We start from the raw sequence: 17674 nt of genomic DNA, 5'->3' as shown, positions 1-17674 counted from the left end.
GCCGCCACGTGCCACTTCAGCCAGTTAATCCAGCCCAACCAACCAAGTAAAGTGAATCGATTCCTGAAATGCTTTATTCATTGGCTTTTCAATGCCCAGGCCTTGATGGTTTGCCCCTGCTTGAAGCCAAACAGTTTGTTGCCACCCACGGCCACTGCGAAGTATTGTTTGCCCTTGATTTCATAACTGATCGGTGGCGCGTTCACCCCTGCCGAATTGTCTTGTTGCCAAACCCGCTGACCAGTTTGCGCGTCCAACGCAAAAAATTCTCCACTGCCCTCGCCTGAGAGAACCAGGCCTGTTGCCGTGCTGAGTACACCGCCAATGAGCGGGGCATTCACCTTGTGTTGCCAGATCAGTTTGCCTGTGTCCAGGTGAATGGCAGACAGCAAGCCGTACTTCTCACCGTCTTCGATGGGGGACATGGACGAGTATTTCAAGGCAGGCTTGTTGCCCTTGGCCTTGAGTTCATGAAGTTGGTACTTCACGGGCCAGTGAATTCCGGCAATAAAAACCATTCGACGCTTTTCATCCACCGACACCGGTGACCAGTTTGATCCACCAATTACACCGGGGTAGATCACATTGCCCGCTTCAGTCGGCAAGGTGAACATGTTGTTTTGGGGAACAAAGGCTTCGCTCTTGAACAACAGTTCGCCCGTGATCCGGTTGTGTACATAAAACCAGCCTGTTTTCCCCGCCTGTCCTACTGCGGGCGTTTGTTGGCCCTTGTGGCGCGTGGTGAACAACACCGGCGGACTGGCCACGTCGTAGCCCCATTGGTCATGTGGAACCTGCTGGTAGTGCCACTTCAGCGCACCTGTGCGAACGTCCAAGGCCACCAGCGAGGCGGTATACAGGTTGTCCCCTGGCCGCGACGAGCCTTCCATCTGTGGCGACGGGTTACCCGTTCCAAAATACAGAATGCCATTTTCACGATCGATTGCGGGTGTGCTCCAGGCCGAGCCCCCACCGTATTGCCAGGCATCAGGGTATTTTGCTGCGGCTGCCTTTTCCTGTTCTATATTTCGGGGCAGTACCACGCCATCCTGGGTCACCTTGGTGAAGCTTCCTTCCCAGCCTTTTTCCGGAACGGTGTCAAATTTCCAGGCGAGGTTGCCAGTGTCGACATCAAAAGCCGCCATGAAGCCGCGACGTCCGTAGTTGCCGGCGATGCCGACCACAGCGCCAAGTGGCGCATCGGGATCTGGTGAATCGAGGTGAAGGCCATAACCTACCCCAGTGATGCCAACCATTACTTTGCCATCGAATACCATCGGGGCCATGTTGATGCCCGCACCCGACGCACCGGACACTTCAAGCTTGCCGCCCTGTTTGTCGGTTTGTCCTGACAACTGGCTACCCAGGCTGGCTGCGTCTTCCTGTATGCCTTGTTCGCCCAAGGTTACATCCACATCCCACAGCTTCTGGCCCGTTTTCGTATCAAGTGCCAGCAGCCGTGAATCAACGGTGCCCATGAACACCTTGCCGTCACTCACGGCCACACCGCGGTTGGCGGGGCCACAGCACATGGCACGGTTTTTAAGGCGCTCGTGGTTGTAACGCCAGATCAGTTTTCCAGTGTCGGCCTGCAAGGCCACCACATGATTGAAAGGCAGTGAAACATACATTACGCCATCGACAACAATTGGTGTTGCTTGAAAGCTTGATGAAACGCCGGTGTCAAATTCCCAGGAGGTGGTCAGTTGCTCGATATTGCCGCGCGTGATTTGTGTCGACTCAGTGTGCCGCTGGTGATCCCAGTTGCCACCAAAAACAGGCCAGTCAACAGCCATAGCCATTGAGCAAGTCAAGCTGAGTCCGATTGCGAGGGTCGATGGAATCAGATGGGATTTGAGGTGACGAAAGTTCATGAGCAACCTTGCTGGATGGGTTATTCAACTTACCAAGCAAGTATCAATCCAATTCAGTTGTTGCAAATTGACGCAATATTTCAGTCACAAAACTGTCATCCAACACTGAGCCGCTTGCGTGTATATTTCCGTGACTTGAATTCACCGTTGAAGCGCCATGAAACATCAAATCGATTTGCTCAAGGAAATAGAGCACAAGCTGGAAGACCTTTGCAAAGACAAGGAATTGAAAGACAAGCGTCCGCTGGAGGTCAAAGAGCTAAAGGGCCTTCGCCTCGTGGTCTCGTCGATCATTCGCAGAATGGCCAGCTAAGTTAGCTGGACTCTACTTGTACATTCGAATTTGCCGTGCGATCAGCAAGGCGACAATGTTGAAGACAATGGCAATGACACTGCACAGCCAGTAGTTTTCAATCAACCCTTCCGGAGTGCGGGTAATCAGATGCCCGCCGATCAAGGCGGCCAATCCCATTGCAGCAGACTGCATTGAAGAATTCAGGGTCATGAATGTGCCCCGGTTTTTAGGATTGCCCGCTGCGCTGACCATCGCCATGCCAGGGATCATTCTTCCGCTGACGAATACAAAGAAGCAGGTCGTGATGATCAATATGCTGACAATTCCCATGTTCTCCGTCAGGGTGATCAAAGCCATGGGCACCATCGCAATACCCGCGATGATCTGAAGCATTTTAAGTTTGCCCAACCTGTCGCTCAGCTTGCCTATGATTTGTGCACTGAGTAGCGTGGCTGTTCCACCCGCAAGGTAAATCAGCGGGATATCGGAAGGCCCCAGTACTGAATTGCTTTGCAGGTAGATCGTGATGTAGGGGATGATGGAAAACCCTGCGAAGATCAGGCAGAACGAGAAGCAAAAGGCCAGCAAGTGATTGGGATCACGCAGTACCTCCTGAATGCCTTGTAGCGGCCCTGTTTCACCGCGCGCGTGAAGATGGCCCTTCAGGCTGGGAATGACTTTCCATGCAGCGACAATCAGCAGGAAACTGATGGCAGCAATACCGAAAAACGGCATGTGCCAGTCGGACTTCGTGGCCACAAACAAGCCCAATGGAACACCCATGACCGTGGACACGGAAAACGAAGTCATGATGACGCCCATGGCTTTGCCACGCCGCTCGAAGGGAATGATGTCGGCGACGATGGTCTGGATCATGGCCGACAGAATGCCCCCGAACAGCCCGGCAGCGATTCGAGCCACCATCAGGCTTTCATAGGTGGGAGCAAGGCCGCACGCCAGCGTTGCAACTGCAAACAGAAAGTAGAGAACCAGCAGGAGGCGGCGCCGTTCAAATCGGTCAATGTACAGGGAAGCCAGCAGACCTGACGCGCCAGCCGCGAAGGTGTAGGCAGACACCAGCAGGCCAAACTTCGAATCAGGAATAGCGAAGGCCTGTGTAAGCTGAGGGCCCAGCGGCATCATGATCATGAAGTCGAGGATGTGGGTGAACTGGATACCGGCTAGAATCAGCAACAAGGCCCATTCGCGTCGGGGTGTCAGTGTTGGGTGGGGTGCTGCGTTTACTTGCATGGACTGGTGCCGGCTGGTTGAGGTGCCAGTGCAGTTTAACCCGGATGCGTGTAGCGCAGACCTCTGGGCCGGTGTTCGTTGCAGCTCATCTTGGCTTGGTCAAGGCTTTCGTTGCGCGGGCCTTTGGGTCGGTATTCGTTGCTGCTCATCTCGCCTCGTCTTGAGCAAGGTGATGCAGCAAGCGAACACCTCACAGGCCGCGAACTTGCGCCGGTGAGTCAGTTTGAATTCAAAAAGGAAATTACAGGCTTTCTGGCGGAAGGGGTTATGCACCTTTGCAAACGGGAAAGAGGCGCTCGCCTTTACAAACGAGAAAGGAACATGCGCATGAGCAAACGCGAGGCAAAGATCAGCGGTCTGAAAGCCCAGGCATCAAGCTGGTTTCGATCATTTTCTGCATGTCCCGAATCGGAATTTCCGGGTGTTGAATCCACCACCTGGCACCCGCTTCAACGGCTCCTACCATGATGTTGGCCAGGGCAACGGCTTGAATGCCGGCTTTTTCCTGGGTTCGCTCCTGATCGGCGGGCTGGTTCAATTCTTCAATGGTTTTGGCGGCTGCTTCAATAAAACTGGTACGAAAAAATGCCACTTTTTCCCCGACTGGACCCACGCTGGTCAAAGCTTCGTTGTACAGCACTGACCAGCCTTCGCGGTGTCGTTCCACGAATGTCAGGAAGCTGAGCATGATCAGCTTCAGACGGTCTTTCGGATTCGGGTTGGCCATCAATATGGAAAGGCCAGACATCAAGTGATTGCCGACTTGGGTAATAGTCGCTAGGTAGAGCGCGTCTTTAGAGCCAAAATAACGGTACAGCAGCGGTTTGGTAACCCCCGCGCCTTCAGCAATTTCTTCCATGCTGGTGGAGTGAAAACCTTGCCGGGAAAACACAGACCCAGCTACTTCAAGAATTTGGCCCATGCGTTGCTCTTTGGGGACCTTGCGGGTTCCCAAGCGTTTAACTTCGGCTTTGATCTCGGGTTTGAGTACAGCGTTTTTGTTGTTGTGATTCGCTTTTTTCACCAATTTACTTGCTGGTTACATTGATGATTTGGAGTGTATCAAGCTTCTTTTCTGTTTTGTGAATAAAAAAACCTCACAGGGTATGTGAGGTTCTTTTCTGCACTCAAAGTTGAACGAGTGGGCGACTTACTTGAAACCGACCCGGTCCATGATTTGCTGTGACAACGCCGTGTTGGCAGCCAGTGTTTTCGCTGGAGTCACGTCTTGTTTGAATGGGCCAAGTGCATCAAGTGCTGGGTTGTCAACTTTCACACCCGGTACGGTGGGCCATTCGTTGTTGCCATTGGCAAAATACTTTTGGGCGGAATCACTGGCGAGGTATTCTAGGAACTTGATCGCATTGTTCTTGTTGGGAGCAAATTTGGCCACTGCTGCGCCTGATACGTTCATGTGCGCACCGTAGTTGCTCTGGTTGGGCCAGATGAACCCAACCTTCGAAACCACTTCCTTGTCTTCTGGTTTGTCCGAGTTCACCACCCGCACCCAGTAGTAACTGTTGGTCAGTGCCACGCCACATTCGCCAGAGGCCACTGCGCGAATTTGATCCGTATCACCACCTTTGGGGCTGCGTGCCATGTTGTCGACCAAGCCTTTTGCCCAGTTTTCAGCACCTTTTTCGCCCAGGTGGCTGATCATGCTGCTCATCAAGGAAAGCATGTAGGGGTGTGAACCGCTGCGTGTGCAGACTTTGCCCTTCAGGGCGGGCTTGGCCAGGTCTTCATAGTTCTGGGCCTGTTTGGGATCAATGTTGTCCTTGTTGTAGACGATGACGCGACTGCGTGAGGAAAACGCGTACCAAAGACCGTTTTCTCCGGTGAACTGCGCGGGCACCTTGCTGGCCAGCACCTTGGATTTCACGGGCTGGAACAGGCCCTGCTGCTGTGCTGTGGCCAGGCGGGCTGCATCAACCAGCAAAACCACATCGGCCGGGCTGCGCGCGCCTTCGCTGCGCATGCGTTCAAGCAAGGCCTCGTCTTTCAGTTCCAGGCGCTTGATGGTGATGCCTGTCTGCTTGGTGAAGTCCTGGTACATCATTTCATCCGTTGCGTAGTGACGGGCGGAATAAACGTTGATGACCTTTTCTTCAGCCTGAGCCATCGCGCTGGCGCCTATCAAGCTGGCAAGGGAAACGGAAACGATTTTCTTGAAAGTGTTGTTCATGGTGATACTGACTTTCCTGAAGTGGATTGAATTCACCTTAGTTTAGCAAATAGTAATCATTTGTGTAACAAGAAGTGTTCTCGTTCAAGACTATTTTTTTGAATAGTCAGAGTGTCGTAAGCGCGACTTCCTACATTGGGGGCAATAAAGACGAGGAGACAGCAAGTGGTCAAGCCAGTGAATTACCAGTCCGACGGAACCTATCAAAATCTGTACGAGGAATCGATTCGAAACCCCAAGGGTTTTTGGGCGCGTCAGGCCAATCTGATTGATTGGCACAAGCCTTTTGACAAGGTGCTGGACGATAGCAAACCCCCATTCGCGGCGTGGTATGTGGGAGGAGAAACCAACCTGTGCCACAACGCGGTTGACCGGCACCTGGCAGAACAAGGTGACAAGCCTGCCCTGATTTTTGTGTCTACCGAGGTAGACCAGGAGCGGGTCTACACCTTCAAGCAATTGCACGAGGAAGTGCAGATTGCCGCTGCGATGTTGCAAAAAATGGGTGTGCAGAAGGGCGATCGGGTTTTGATTTACATGCCCATGATCCCGGAAGCTACCTTTGCCATGTTGGCTTGTGCGCGAATTGGCGCGATCCACTCGGTGGTGTTTGGTGGTTTTGCATCACACAGCTTGGCCTCTCGAATTGAGGATGCCCAGCCCAAGGTCATTGTGTCGGCTGATGCTGGTTCGCGCGGTGGAAAGGCCGTTCCTTACAAGCCATTGCTTGATGAAGCAATTGAACGTTCCAGTTACAAACCAGCCAGTGTATTGATGGTGAATCGGGGCCTGGTGCCGTTTGAAGCCGTGACCGGGCGCGATCAGGATTATGCAAAGCTGCATGCAGAATTGGCGAATGCCAAGGTACCAGTGACCTGGCTGAAGGCCACGGACAGCAGTTACATTTTGTACACCAGCGGTACGACTGGAAAGCCAAAGGGTGTACAGCGCGATGTGGGTGGTTATGCCGTTGCACTGGCTGCGTCCATGAAACATATTTTCATGGGCGAGAAGGGCAAGACATTTTTTGCCACCAGTGACATTGGCTGGGTGGTGGGCCACAGCTACATTGTGTACGGCCCATTGATTGCGGGCATGGCCACTGTAATGTACGAGGGCTTGCCCATTCGACCCGACGCCGGTATTTGGTGGAAGATCGTTCAGGATTACCAAGTGTCCGTGTTGTTCTCCGCACCCACGGCTGTTCGCGTGTTGAAAAAACAAGACCCTGCTTATTTGAGCAAGTACGATTTGAGTTCGCTCAAGGCCCTGTTTCTTGCAGGTGAACCCCTGGATGAAACCACGTCGGACTGGATTTCGGGCGCAATTGGCAAGCCAATCGTGGACAACTATTGGCAGACTGAAACAGGTTGGCCGATCCTGGCTGTTCAACGTGGCATCGAAGCCATGCCCGGCAAGCTGGGCAGCCCGGGTGTGCCGGTGTTTGGTTTCAACGTGAATGTTCTGGACGAAGACACTGCGCAGCCCTGCAAGCCGAATGAAAAGGGTGTGGTGGCCATTGAAGGCCCCTTGCCACCGGGTTGCATGCAAACCGTGTGGGGTGATGACGAACGTTTCGTGAAAACCTATTGGTCCAGCTTCAAAACACGCCAGGTCTATTCAACATTCGATTGGGGCATTCGCGATGAAGATGGTTATTTCTTTATTCTGGGCCGCACGGATGATGTGATCAACGTAGCCGGTCACCGATTGGGCACACGCGAAATTGAAGAAAGTATTTCTTCCCACCCAGCGGTGGCAGAGGTGGCAGTGGTCGGTGTTGCTGATTCCGTGAAAGGGCAAGTTGCTGTGGGGTTTGCAATTTTGAAATCTTCAAACGTACTGGATGCAGCGCAAGCCAAAACACTGGAAGCGGAAATCATGAAAGTGGTGGACGGCCAGTTGGGTGCAGTGGCGCGGCCAGCGCGGGTTTACTTCGTCAACGTGTTGCCGAAAACCCGTTCAGGCAAGTTGCTGCGCAGATCGATTCAGGCAGTGTGTGAGGGACGTGACCCGGGTGACATGACCACCATTGATGATCCGACGGCGCTGGATCAAATCAAGGGGGCAATGACGCCGGCTTGATCTGCGTTTTGCGCCTCGAAGCCTCTGCATGTCACTTTCGCTTGCGCATCGAAGCCTCGCCATGTCACTTGTCCCGACAGCCCCGCCCAACGTGCAAGTTGTGGCGGTGGCCGTTCTTCTCCCACCTTGCAATGGATACCGCAAACGCTAACGCGTCTTGCGGAGCCGCTTCGCGTCTAATCCATTGCGAGGTGGAGAACGGCGGGCGGGTCTTGAATGTCGGGACCAAGTGACATTGGCAAGGCTTCTCGCGCGAAGACAACAGTGACGTGCCGATGAGGGTGCTGTTGGCTGCCTACTGCTGCGAGCTGGCATGCTGAGCTGGCTTTGATCAAGCTGCTGCGGAATTGGCGGATTTGGAGTATCGCCAGCGGTTTTGGCTCACTGTGTGGTGTTGCGATCATTCTGCCGATTCAGGTGGGCTTCCCGCTTGATGCGCAGCGAGGGGCGATTCCGAAGGAAGCGATGCGAACATGCCTTTGGCATTTCGCATACCCCGAGCCAGCAATCAAGAAGGGATGAAAGCCCGCCAAGGCGGAATCACGCGACACGGGCAATGAGCATCAACAAGCTGTTGTGATGCGACACGCACAAGGAGCATTAACAAGCCGCTGTAATGCAACCCACGCAGCGTGCAACAAGCAGCCGCGCAGGTGTCCGCAAAGTCAGCCTACTTAAGCAACGTTGACCGGAATCTTCCCGATCTTCGCCTGCCATTCTTTCGGCCCGGTGTTGTGCACTGAAACACCCGTGCTGTCCACTGCAACCGTCACTGGCATGTCTTTGATCTCGAACTCATAAATCGCTTCCATGCCCAAGTCCTCAAACCCGACTACTGTGGCTTTGGTGATCGCCTTGGACACCAGGTAGGCCGCGCCACCCACAGCCATCAGGTAGGCTGATTTGTTGTCGCGAATGGCTTCAATGGCCACTGGGCCACGTTCGGCTTTACCAACCATGGCGATCAGGCCGGTTTTCTCCAGCATCATGCGGGTGAATTTGTCCATGCGTGTGCCCGTAGTGGGGCCTGCCGGGCCAACTGCTTCGTCACGCACAGGGTCAACTGGGCCCACGTAGTAAATTACGCGGTTTGTAAAGTCTACAGGCAGTTTTTCGCCCTTGGCCAGCATGTCGGCAATGCGCTTGTGGGCTGCGTCGCGGCCGGTCAGCATTTTGCCGTTCAGCAGCAGGGTTTGGCCTGGGGTCCAGCTGGCCACTTCTTCAGGGGTCAGTGTGTCCAGGTTCACGCGCTTGCTTTTCTCGGTGTCGGGTGTCCAGCTGACCTGTGGCCAGTCGGTCAGGTTGGGCACTGGCAGGTGCGCAGGGCCATCACCGTGCAGGTGGAAATGCACATGGCGTGTTGCCGCACAATTCGGGATCATGGCGATTGGCAGGGATGCTGCGTGCGTGGGGTAGTCCAGAATTTTCACATCCAGCACCGTGGTCAAACCACCCAGGCCCTGGGCGCCAATGCCGAGTGAATTCACTTTGTCGTAGAGTTCAAGACGCAGTTCTTCGATCCGGTTGCTTGGGCCACGCTCCAGCAGTTCATGAATATCGCAAGGGGCCATCAGGCTTTCCTTGGCCAGCAGCATGGCTTTTTCTGGTGTGCCGCCAATACCGATTCCCAGGATACCTGGGGGACACCAGCCGGCACCCATGGTGGGTACTGTTTTCAGAACCCAATCCACGATGGAATCGGAAGGGTTCAGCATGACCATCTTGGATTTGTTTTCCGAGCCGCCGCCTTTGGCAGCACAAATTACCTCGACATCGTCACCGGGTACGATTTCGTAATGAATCACGGCGGGGGTGTTGTCTTTGGTGTTTTTGCGGGCACCTGCCGGGTCGAGCAGCACAGACGCGCGTAGCTTGTTGTCCGGGTGCAGGTAAGCGCGACGCACGCCTTCGTTGACCATGTCGCTCACGCTCATGGTCGATTCCCAGCGCACATTCATGCCCACTTTCAGGAAAACCACGGAAATACCGGTGTCCTGACAAATTGGGCGCTTGCCTTCAGCGCACATGCGGCTGTTGGTCAGGATTTGCGCAATCGCATCTTTGGCCGCGGGGCTTTGCTCTCGCTCGTAAGCCTTGCCCAAAGCCTGAATATAATCAAGCGGGTGGTAGTAAGAAATGTATTGGAAGGCATCGGCGATTGAGCTGATGAAATCTTCTTGCTTGATGGTGCTCATGAACTGCTCCTGATCAGAATGGGTGCTTTCTCTGTATTTTAATGTGCTTTGCCATTGGCAGGTTGGGAGATGAGTCGGTCACACCACGCGATTGCCACGGCAGAAAACAGGAAAATGACGTGGATTGATGCCTGGGCGACAATGGTTTTCGTCTCGTATTGCTCAGCGTTGATGAAGGTTTTAAGCAGGTGAATGGAGGAAATGCCAATGATGGCCATAGCCAGTTTGACTTTCAGCACCGAGGCATTCACATGGTCCAGCCATTCAGGTTGATCGGGGTGGGTTTCAAGCCGCATGCGGCTGACAAAGGTTTCATAACCGCCCACCGTGACCATGATCAGCAGGTTGGAAATCATCACCACGTCGATCAGCGCCAGAACGATCAGCATGATGCCGGTTTCATCCAGCTGGTGACTGGCTGTGCCACCCACCAGGTGCCATAGTTCGATCAGAAAGTGATAGACGTAAACGATCTGGGCAACGATCAAACCCAGGTAAAGCGGAAGCTGTAGCCAACGACTTGAGAAGATGAGTCGGGCCAGCAGTGGGATCTGTTGTTTGTTGTGTTGTTCCATTTTGTGACAAGTGTGCGGTGCAGCAATGGTGGTTGGGAGCGTCTGACCAAACGACATGTTTGATCAAACATTGGCGGAAATCATAGCAGAAGCAGGTTACAACAAGTCCATTTCTGCGTGGCTGGAACGCGAATTGCTGTGGTGCGCCATGGTGTAAGGTGAGAGTAAGAGCTTTTGCCTATTGTTTACGCAAACCAAATTAATAGAAAACTAAGTAACCCTTGGAGGACAGGATGTCATCAATCGAATCAGTGTCACACGAAACGCGTGTGTTTGAGCCCAGTGCAGACTGGCAGCGCAGTGCCGCAATCGGCGGTATGGACGCCTACAACGCCTTGTGCAAGGAAGCTGAAACGGACTTCGAAGGCTTCTGGGCCCGACTGGCCAAAGAGAACCTGCAGTTTGCCAAGGACTATGACAAGGTACTCGACGAATCGAATCCCCCGTTTTACAAGTGGTTCACTGGCGGTGAGCTGAATGTGTCCGCAAATTGTCTGGACAAAAATATCGCTGCTGGACTGGGTGACAAGGTTGCACTGATTTTTGAAGCCGATGGTGGCGAAGTCACCAAGGTGACTTACAGCGAATTGTTGAGCAAGGTCAGCAAGATTGCCAATGGCTTGAAAGGCCTGGGCGTGAAGAAAGGCGACCGTGTGGTGATTTACATGCCCATGAGCGTGGAAGGTGTTGCAGCCATGCAAGCCTGCGCCCGAATTGGCGCAACTCACTCGGTGGTGTTTGGTGGATTCTCGGCCAAGGCCCTGCAAGACCGTATTCAGGACACTGGGGCTGTAGCTGTGTTCACCGCAGACCAGCAAGTGCGCGGTGGCAAGCAGTTGCCATTGAAGAGTATTGTTGACGAGGCCCTGAGCCTGGGTGGCTGTGAGGCCGTGAAGAATGTGATCGTGTACAAGCGCACCGGTGCAGACGTGGCCATGCAAGCTGGCCGTGATGTGTACATGCACGCACTGGCCGATAAGCAAAGCGATGTGTGCGCGCCTGAAATGGTGGATTCCGAGCACCCGCTGTTCATTCTTTACACATCGGGTTCAACCGGCAAACCCAAGGGCGTACAGCACAGTTCCGCAGGTTACTTGCTGTGGGCGATGTTGACCATGAAGTGGACATTCGACATCAAGCCCAATGATGTGTTCTGGTGTACGGCCGACATCGGCTGGATCACCGGCCACACTTACATTACCTATGGCCCATTGGCCGTGGGCGCGACACAAATCGTGTTTGAAGGCGTGCCCACCTACCCGAACGCAGGCCGTTTCTGGGAAATGATTCAGCGCCACAGCGCGACGATTTTCTACACCGCGCCGACTGCGATCCGTTCGCTGATCAAGGCTTGCGAGTCCGATCAAAAAGTACACCCCACCAGCTACGATCTTTCAAGCCTGCGCCTGATGGGTTCGGTTGGCGAGCCAATCAACCCGGAAGCCTGGATGTGGTATCACAAGAATGTGGGCGGCGAAAAGTGCCCGATTGTGGACACCTTCTGGCAAACCGAAACCGGTGGTCACATGATCACGCCGCTGCCCGGTGCAACACCGTTGGTGCCCGGTTCATGCACCTTGCCGCTGCCCGGCATCATGGCTGCGGTAGTCGACGAAGTGGGTGGCGATTTGCCCAATGGTCAAGGTGGCATTCTGGTGGTGAAGCGCCCATGGCCTTCGATGATTCGTACCATTTGGGGCGATGCCGACCGTTTCAAGAAAAGCTATTTCCCCGAAGAGTTGGGTGGCAATTTGTACCTGGCCGGCGATGGCGCAGTGCGCGACAAGGTCAGTGGCAACTTCACCATCATGGGCCGTATTGATGATGTGTTGAACGTGTCGGGTCACCGCATGGGCACCATGGAAATTGAAAGCTCGCTGGTGGCCAATGAACTGGTTGCAGAAGCGGCTGTTGTAGGTCGTCCAGACGACCTGACCGGTGAAGCCATTGTGGCCTTCGTGGTATTGAAAGGCGACCGCCCCACGGGTGAAGCCGGCCAGAAGCTGGCCATGGATCTGCGCAACTGGGTGGGCAAAGACATTGGTCCGATTGCCAAGCCGAAAGAAATCCGCTTTGGTGACAACCTGCCCAAAACACGTTCCGGCAAGATCATGCGCCGCCTGCTGCGCAGTCTGGCCAAGGGTGAAACCATTACGCAAGACACCTCCACCTTGGAGAACCCGGCGATTCTGGACCAGTTGGGTAAACCCATCTGAATGGCCTGACCTTCTCCGTGAAAGGGGATGTGCCCGGTTACTTGAAAACCAGTTCCACCTCGGTGGACTGGTTTTTTTCGTTTGAAGGATTCTGTATGTCCGGGGTTTGTCGATGAGTTTCACCACGACCTTGACACGGTTTTTTTCGGTACTGACCTTGGGTTTTCTGGTTTGCATCGGCGTGGCCGCTGCCATGGAAAGCTATGGCATTGGCAGACAGTGGATTGGCTACTTTTTCATATTCATTACTTTTGGTGCCTACGCGGTGATTGGCTTGCTCAGCCGCACGTCTGACATGTATGAATATTTCGTGGCTTCCCGCACTGTGCCTGCCGCCTACAATGGCATGGCAACTGCTGCGGATTGGATGAGTGCAGCGTCCTTTTTGGGTGTTGCCGGCACTCTGTTTTACAGTGGTTTCGAAGCCTTGGCCTTGCTTGTGGGATGGACAGGCGGATTTGTACTGATTGCGTTGTTAATTGCACCTTACCTGCGCAAATTTGCATTTTTCTCCGTGGGGGATTTTCTCGCGGCCCGCTACGCAGGGGACGACAAAGGCCGTGTTGTTCGGCTGATCTGCATTTTGGTGACTGTCAGTATTTCCTTTGTTTATGTGATTGCGCAAATTTACGCCGTCGGTTTGATTACATCCCGGTTTGCGGGCGTTGAGTTCGGGATTGGTGTGTTTTTTGGTTTGGCCGGTATTCTGGTATGTTCATTTTTGGGTGGCATGCGGGCCGTGACCTGGACTGCGGTGGCGCAGTACATTGTCATGATTCTGACCATGCTCATCACGGTGGTTGCATTGGTCGGTTTTACAGGCAAAGGCGCGAGTGAGCGTTACGCTGAAGCCGGACCTGTCAGTTTTCCGGAATACGTGCGCGCACAGGAACGCAAGTTTTTTGCTGACCCGGCGGAATCTGAAGTGCGCAGTTTGTACCTTCGCGAGGCGGATCGTTACCAGTTGTTGATTGATACCTTGCCGTCCTCCTGGGCGGAAGGGTACGAAGCACGTCGCAAGAATCTGGAACTGGCCCGTTACGATGGATCAACCTTTCAGGAAATCAAGGCAGCCGAGCGCGTGCTGACCAGTTTCCCTAAAGACTCGCAGGAAGCAAAAAAGCGCTGGAGCCAGGAAAAGCAGCGTTACCTGGACAAGGTCAAGGCCAGTGTGCCGCATTTTGGTTCTACGCGAGACGATTCGGGTTTATCGGATTGGGGTGAGTCCCTGAATTTTCTGGCGGTGGCTTTTACCCTGATGTGCGGTACGGTGGCCTTGCCACATTTGATTGTTCGTTTCTTCACGACGCCCAATGCCTCGCAAACACGGTGGTCAGTGGCTGTTGCACTAGCCTGTATTCTGGGAGTTTATCTTGCGTCGCCTTGGCTGAGTTTGATGGCCAAAGTGGTGGTGTATGAAAACCTCGTGGGCTTGAGTTACAGCGACGTGCCCAACTGGGTGGCGGCTTGGTCGCGGGTTATACCTGGTCTGGCAACTTTGCAGGATGTGAACCAGGATGGTGTGGTGCAGTTTGCAGAAATTGGTTTGAGCCCCGATATTTTGGTGCTGATTACCCCTGAAATTGCAGGCATGCCGTTTTTTCTGTCGGGTTTGATCGCGGCAGGCGGGCTGGCAGCCGCATTGTCCACTGCCGATGGCCTGTTGCTGGCCATTGCCAGCAGCCTGTCGCACGACTTGTATTACCGAATTCTCAACCCGGACGCCACGGCCCAGCGGCGAGTGACCATGTCGAAAATCGCGCTGCTAAGTGCCGCCTTGCTGGCAGCGTGGATCACGAGCCTTCAACCCGGCAATATCGTGGTGCTGGTGGGCTCTGCCTTTGCGCTGGCCGCTTCCAGTCTGTTTGTGCCTTTGGTGGCGGGCATCTTCTGGAGCGGGGCAACACGGCGGGGCGCTTTGTGGGCAATGGGCACAGGTTTTGTGAGTTCAAGTCTGTTTCTGGCATTGACCAATTCCTCGTTCATGGCCCTGTTTAACCTGGACGCTCTGCAGGCGGGCGCATTCAGCGGTGTTGCGTCGGGTATTCTGACTATTCCCTTGAGTGCGGTGGCCATGGTGATTGCCTCGCTGAAGGGTGGGCGCAAGGACGAAGCCCCGGCAGTGATGCGTGTGCTGCGTTTGCCTGAATGTGAATGAAAGTAGCCTCGTGCTGGATTAGCGGATGGTTCTTTGCTATACTCTCGCGCTTACCGCGGAGAGATGGATGAGTGGTTTAAGTCGCACGCCTGGAAAGCGTGTATAGGTTAATAGCCTATCGGGGGTTCGAATCCCCCTCTCTCCGCCACCAATTTGAGAAGCCCTGAACTTAGTTCAGGGCTTTTTTCATTTCAAGGCGGGGATATAAGCAAAGCCCCCTTATATGGCTCACCTTGCGCGACAGGGGCATTCATACACCCTTTCCAGAGATACCAAGCAAGACACTGCACGCCTTCCCTATGAAAACAAGTTCCCGTCAGAAACATCTGACCTTTCAAGTCAAAATAGTCCTACATCTTCTGATTTCCTTTCTCTGTAAATTGGCGTGACAACATTCGGTCTTTCTGTCTAAACGTCGGCTTGATCTTTGGGCCAAGCACGATGAACCACCCAACCAATTACGGATTCCAAAAGATGAAGAAAAAGTCGCTTAAACAAGCCTATTCAAGATGGGCAAAGTTTACGGCCGAAATTGCCGGTAATTCTTATGTATTCATGGGGGCTGTTTCAATCGTGGTGATCTGGGCTATTAGTGGTCCGTTTTTCGACTTCAGTGAAACCTGGCAACTGGTGATCAATACCAGCACCACCATCATCACTTTCCTGATGATTTTCCTGATTCAAAACACGCAGAATCGGGACACTGAAGCCATTCAGGTGAAGCTTGAAGAACTGATACGTGTATCGAGCAAGGCCCGAAACCAGCTGATTGACATGGAAGAGAAAGATGAAGAAGAAATCAGGAAAATTCGGGAAGACATCTGGATGAGCGCGAGAAAAGGGTGTGAGCCGGAAAAGCAGTCTTCAACCCAGTAATACACGCAGCCTAGGGATTATTCGGGTGTTGCAGATTTGGCCATGCAGGTTATTCTCTGCGACAACCTTTTCGACTCCACGGGCCCACCATGAACCTATTTTCAAAACTTCAGCAACGTGCTGCTGAAGGCAAGCCATTGCGCGTTGGCCTGATCGGTGCCGGCAAATTTGGTTCGATGTATCTTTCCCAGGTGCCACGCACGCCCGGCATTCACATGGTGGGCATTGCCGATTTGTCGCCCACCCGTGCCAAGGCGGCGTTGAGCAATGTGGGCTGGAAAGAAGACGCCTACAGTGCTGCGTCGCTGGAACAGGCAGCCCGACTTGGCAATACAGCTATCATCGAAGACGGCATGAAGCTGATCGAATCGCCGTTTGTGGACATCATCATCGATTCCACTGGCAACCCCGCAGTGGGCATTGCCCACGTGCTGGCCTGCTGCGAATTCAAGAAACACATTGTGATGGTGAACGTGGAAGCCGACGCACTGGCTGGCCCGCTGTTGAAACGCAAGGCCGATGAAGCGGGCATTGTGTATTCACTGGCCTATGGCGACCAACCAGCACTGATTTTTGAAATGGTGGATTGGGCGCGCGCCGCTGGCTTTTCCGTGGTGGCTGCAGGAAAGGGCACCAAGTACCTGCCCACCTATCATGAAAGCACACCTGACACGGTGTGGAACCACTATGGGCTGACAGCCGAAGACGCGGCCAAGGGCGGCATGAATGCACAAATGTTCAACAGTTTTCTGGACGGTACCAAAAGTGCGATTGAAATGGCGGCAGTGGCCAATGCAACTGGCCTGGCTGCACCCAGCGGTTTGAAGTTTCCGGCGGTGGGTGTTGATGACCTTGCGCGAATTCTGAAGCCCAAAGAACATGGTGGCATTCTGGATCAACGGGGGCAGGTGGAGGTGATTTCCAGTGTGGAACGTGACACCCGCCCGGTGTTTCGGGACTTGCGTTGGGGCGTGTACGTGACCTTCGCCGCAGACAGCGATTACGTGGCCCGTTGCTTCAAGGAATATGGATTGATTACTGACCCCAGCGGCCAGTATTCAAGCATGTACAAGCCCTTTCATTTGATTGGTCTGGAACTTGGAATTTCAGTGGCTTCGATTGGCCTGCGCCATGAAGCCACGGGTGCACCGATTTGTTGGCATGGTGACGTGGTGGCCACCGCGAAGCGTGATTTGCAGGCCGGTGAAATGCTGGACGGGGAAGGCGGCTACACTGTATACGGCAAGTTGATGCCTGCGCAGGAATCCATCGCGCTGGGTGGTTTGCCCTTGGGCTTGGCGCATGGTGTGAAGCTGCTAAAACCCGTGAAGGCAGGCCAGCCCGTTGGCTGGGCAGACGTGGCTTTTGACGCCACTTCCACGGCGGTGAAGTTCCGCCGCGAAATGGAGGGCACGTTCAATGTTTGAAATCAAACACTGAAAACTTACTTGGCAAAAATCTGATCCATGTTGGCAAATGCCTTGAATTCCAGGGCATTGCCGCAGGGGTCCATGAAAAACATGGTCGCCTGTTCGCCTACTTGGCCCTTGAACCGGATGTAAGGTTCAATCACGAATGTTGTGCCCGCCGCCTTCAGGCGGTCGGCCAATTCGTTCCACTGGTCCATGTTCAAAATCACACCAAAATGTTTGGCAGGCACGGCGTGGCCGTCCACGCTACTGTTGGCCTTGCAGCCCACTTCGTCCGGGGCCAGATGGGCCACAAGCTGATGGCCATAAAAGTTGAAGTCCACCCAGTGGGGCGCACTTCGGCCTTCTTCGCAACCAATGACCTCGCCATAGAATTTTCGCGCCACGGCAATGTCAGTGACAGGAAACGCCAGGTGAAAAGGTTGAAGTGTGGAATGCGTGGCTGCCATCAGAATGACCCATTGAAACGATTGATTATTCAACCACTATAAGGTTGTTCGGGTTTCCCAGCCAATCGTGGAAACCCGAATAATG

The 17674-nt window shown here is 53.9% G+C and carries 13 protein-coding genes and 1 tRNA gene; 7 read left to right on the top strand and 7 right to left on the bottom strand.

What is annotated here, in order from left to right; genetic code table 11:
- Window positions 1-77: 77 nt before the first annotated feature.
- The gene (locus RGQ30_RS11630) at window positions 78-1802 is read right to left on the bottom strand and encodes an outer membrane protein assembly factor BamB family protein (protein WP_130555761.1); all 1725 of its coding nucleotides are present in this window, start codon (window positions 1800-1802) and stop codon (window positions 78-80) included.
- 229 nt (window positions 1803-2031) lie between these two features.
- Between RGQ30_RS11630 and RGQ30_RS11625 the strand changes: the two genes are divergently transcribed.
- Window positions 2032-2187 carry a hypothetical protein gene (locus RGQ30_RS11625; RefSeq protein WP_298216356.1) on the top strand — a complete coding sequence of 52 codons (156 nt, stop codon included), beginning with the start codon at window positions 2032-2034 and terminating at the stop codon, window positions 2185-2187.
- A 12-nt stretch (window positions 2188-2199) separates the two neighbouring features.
- On the opposite strand, the gene RGQ30_RS11620 is transcribed toward RGQ30_RS11625, so the two are convergent.
- From RGQ30_RS11620 to RGQ30_RS11610, 3 genes are all read right to left on the bottom strand, one after another.
- Entirely contained in the window at window positions 2200-3420 is a 1221-nt protein-coding gene (locus RGQ30_RS11620; protein WP_130555762.1) for an MFS transporter, read from the bottom strand.
- Between the two features lie 349 nt (window positions 3421-3769).
- Window positions 3770-4444: a TetR/AcrR family transcriptional regulator gene (locus RGQ30_RS11615; protein ID WP_130555763.1), complete on the bottom strand. Its 675-nt coding sequence runs from the start codon at window positions 4442-4444 to the stop codon at window positions 3770-3772.
- Window positions 4445-4570: 126 nt separating this feature from the next.
- Window positions 4571-5605: an extracellular solute-binding protein gene (locus RGQ30_RS11610; RefSeq protein WP_130555764.1), complete on the bottom strand. Its 1035-nt coding sequence runs from the start codon at window positions 5603-5605 to the stop codon at window positions 4571-4573.
- Window positions 5606-5770: 165 nt separating this feature from the next.
- Between RGQ30_RS11610 and RGQ30_RS11605 the strand changes: the two genes are divergently transcribed.
- On the top strand, window positions 5771-7690 hold the full coding sequence (locus tag RGQ30_RS11605; protein WP_130555765.1) for a propionate--CoA ligase: 1920 nt from the start codon (window positions 5771-5773) through the stop codon (window positions 7688-7690).
- A 674-nt stretch (window positions 7691-8364) separates the two neighbouring features.
- Here RGQ30_RS11605 and RGQ30_RS11600 read toward each other — a convergent pair.
- Entirely contained in the window at window positions 8365-9885 is a 1521-nt protein-coding gene (locus tag RGQ30_RS11600; RefSeq protein ID WP_130555766.1) for a fumarate hydratase, read from the bottom strand.
- Between the two features lie 38 nt (window positions 9886-9923).
- Window positions 9924-10460, bottom strand: coding sequence for a TIGR00645 family protein (locus RGQ30_RS11595; protein ID WP_130555767.1), 537 nt, complete (start codon window positions 10458-10460; stop codon window positions 9924-9926).
- Window positions 10461-10693: 233 nt separating this feature from the next.
- Between RGQ30_RS11595 and acs the strand changes: the two genes are divergently transcribed.
- The 5 genes from acs (at window position 10694) to RGQ30_RS11570 (ending at window position 17137) form a co-directional block, all read left to right on the top strand.
- The gene (acs, locus tag RGQ30_RS11590) at window positions 10694-12676 is read left to right on the top strand and encodes an acetate--CoA ligase (protein WP_130555768.1); all 1983 of its coding nucleotides are present in this window, start codon (window positions 10694-10696) and stop codon (window positions 12674-12676) included.
- Window positions 12677-12788: 112 nt separating this feature from the next.
- Window positions 12789-14834 (top strand): VC_2705 family sodium/solute symporter, encoded by a 2046-nt coding sequence (locus RGQ30_RS11585; protein ID WP_130555769.1) that lies wholly within the window; start codon window positions 12789-12791, stop codon window positions 14832-14834.
- 57 nt (window positions 14835-14891) lie between these two features.
- A tRNA-Ser gene (locus tag RGQ30_RS11580) sits at window positions 14892-14982 on the top strand.
- A 326-nt stretch (window positions 14983-15308) separates the two neighbouring features.
- Window positions 15309-15710: a low affinity iron permease family protein gene (locus RGQ30_RS11575; protein ID WP_130555770.1), complete on the top strand. Its 402-nt coding sequence runs from the start codon at window positions 15309-15311 to the stop codon at window positions 15708-15710.
- A gap of 89 nt (window positions 15711-15799) precedes the next feature.
- On the top strand, window positions 15800-17137 hold the full coding sequence (locus tag RGQ30_RS11570) for an NAD(P)H-dependent oxidoreductase (protein WP_130555771.1): 1338 nt from the start codon (window positions 15800-15802) through the stop codon (window positions 17135-17137).
- 17 nt (window positions 17138-17154) lie between these two features.
- Here the strand turns inward: RGQ30_RS11570 and RGQ30_RS11565 are convergent, their stop codons facing one another.
- Entirely contained in the window at window positions 17155-17589 is a 435-nt protein-coding gene (locus RGQ30_RS11565) for a VOC family protein (protein WP_130555772.1), read from the bottom strand.
- Window positions 17590-17674 lie beyond the last annotated feature (85 nt).

It is taken from the genome of Limnobacter thiooxidans (genome assembly GCF_036323495.1).
Taxonomy (GTDB): domain Bacteria; phylum Pseudomonadota; class Gammaproteobacteria; order Burkholderiales; family Burkholderiaceae_B; genus Limnobacter; species Limnobacter thiooxidans.
This window is presented reverse-complemented; position numbering and strand designations above follow the sequence as displayed.

What these genes read in the sequence shown, in the direction of transcription:
- RGQ30_RS11630 (WP_130555761.1), bottom strand. Translation starts at nt 1,802, where the DNA reads ATGGCTATGGCTGTTGACTGGCCTGTTTTTGGTGGCAACTGGGATCAC.
- RGQ30_RS11625 (WP_298216356.1), top strand. Translation starts at nt 2,032, where the DNA reads ATGAAACATCAAATCGATTTGCTCAAGGAAATAGAGCACAAGCTGGAA.
- RGQ30_RS11620 (WP_130555762.1), bottom strand. Translation starts at nt 3,420, where the DNA reads ATGCAAGTAAACGCAGCACCCCACCCAACACTGACACCCCGACGCGAA.
- RGQ30_RS11610 (WP_130555764.1), bottom strand. Translation starts at nt 5,605, where the DNA reads ATGAACAACACTTTCAAGAAAATCGTTTCCGTTTCCCTTGCCAGCTTG.
- RGQ30_RS11600 (WP_130555766.1), bottom strand. Translation starts at nt 9,885, where the DNA reads ATGAGCACCATCAAGCAAGAAGATTTCATCAGCTCAATCGCCGATGCC.
- RGQ30_RS11595 (WP_130555767.1), bottom strand. Translation starts at nt 10,460, where the DNA reads ATGGAACAACACAACAAACAACAGATCCCACTGCTGGCCCGACTCATC.
- acs (WP_130555768.1), top strand. Translation starts at nt 10,694, where the DNA reads ATGTCATCAATCGAATCAGTGTCACACGAAACGCGTGTGTTTGAGCCC.
- RGQ30_RS11585 (WP_130555769.1), top strand. Translation starts at nt 12,789, where the DNA reads ATGAGTTTCACCACGACCTTGACACGGTTTTTTTCGGTACTGACCTTG.
- RGQ30_RS11575 (WP_130555770.1), top strand. Translation starts at nt 15,309, where the DNA reads ATGAAGAAAAAGTCGCTTAAACAAGCCTATTCAAGATGGGCAAAGTTT.
- RGQ30_RS11570 (WP_130555771.1), top strand. Translation starts at nt 15,800, where the DNA reads ATGAACCTATTTTCAAAACTTCAGCAACGTGCTGCTGAAGGCAAGCCA.
- RGQ30_RS11565 (WP_130555772.1), bottom strand. Translation starts at nt 17,589, where the DNA reads ATGGCAGCCACGCATTCCACACTTCAACCTTTTCACCTGGCGTTTCCT.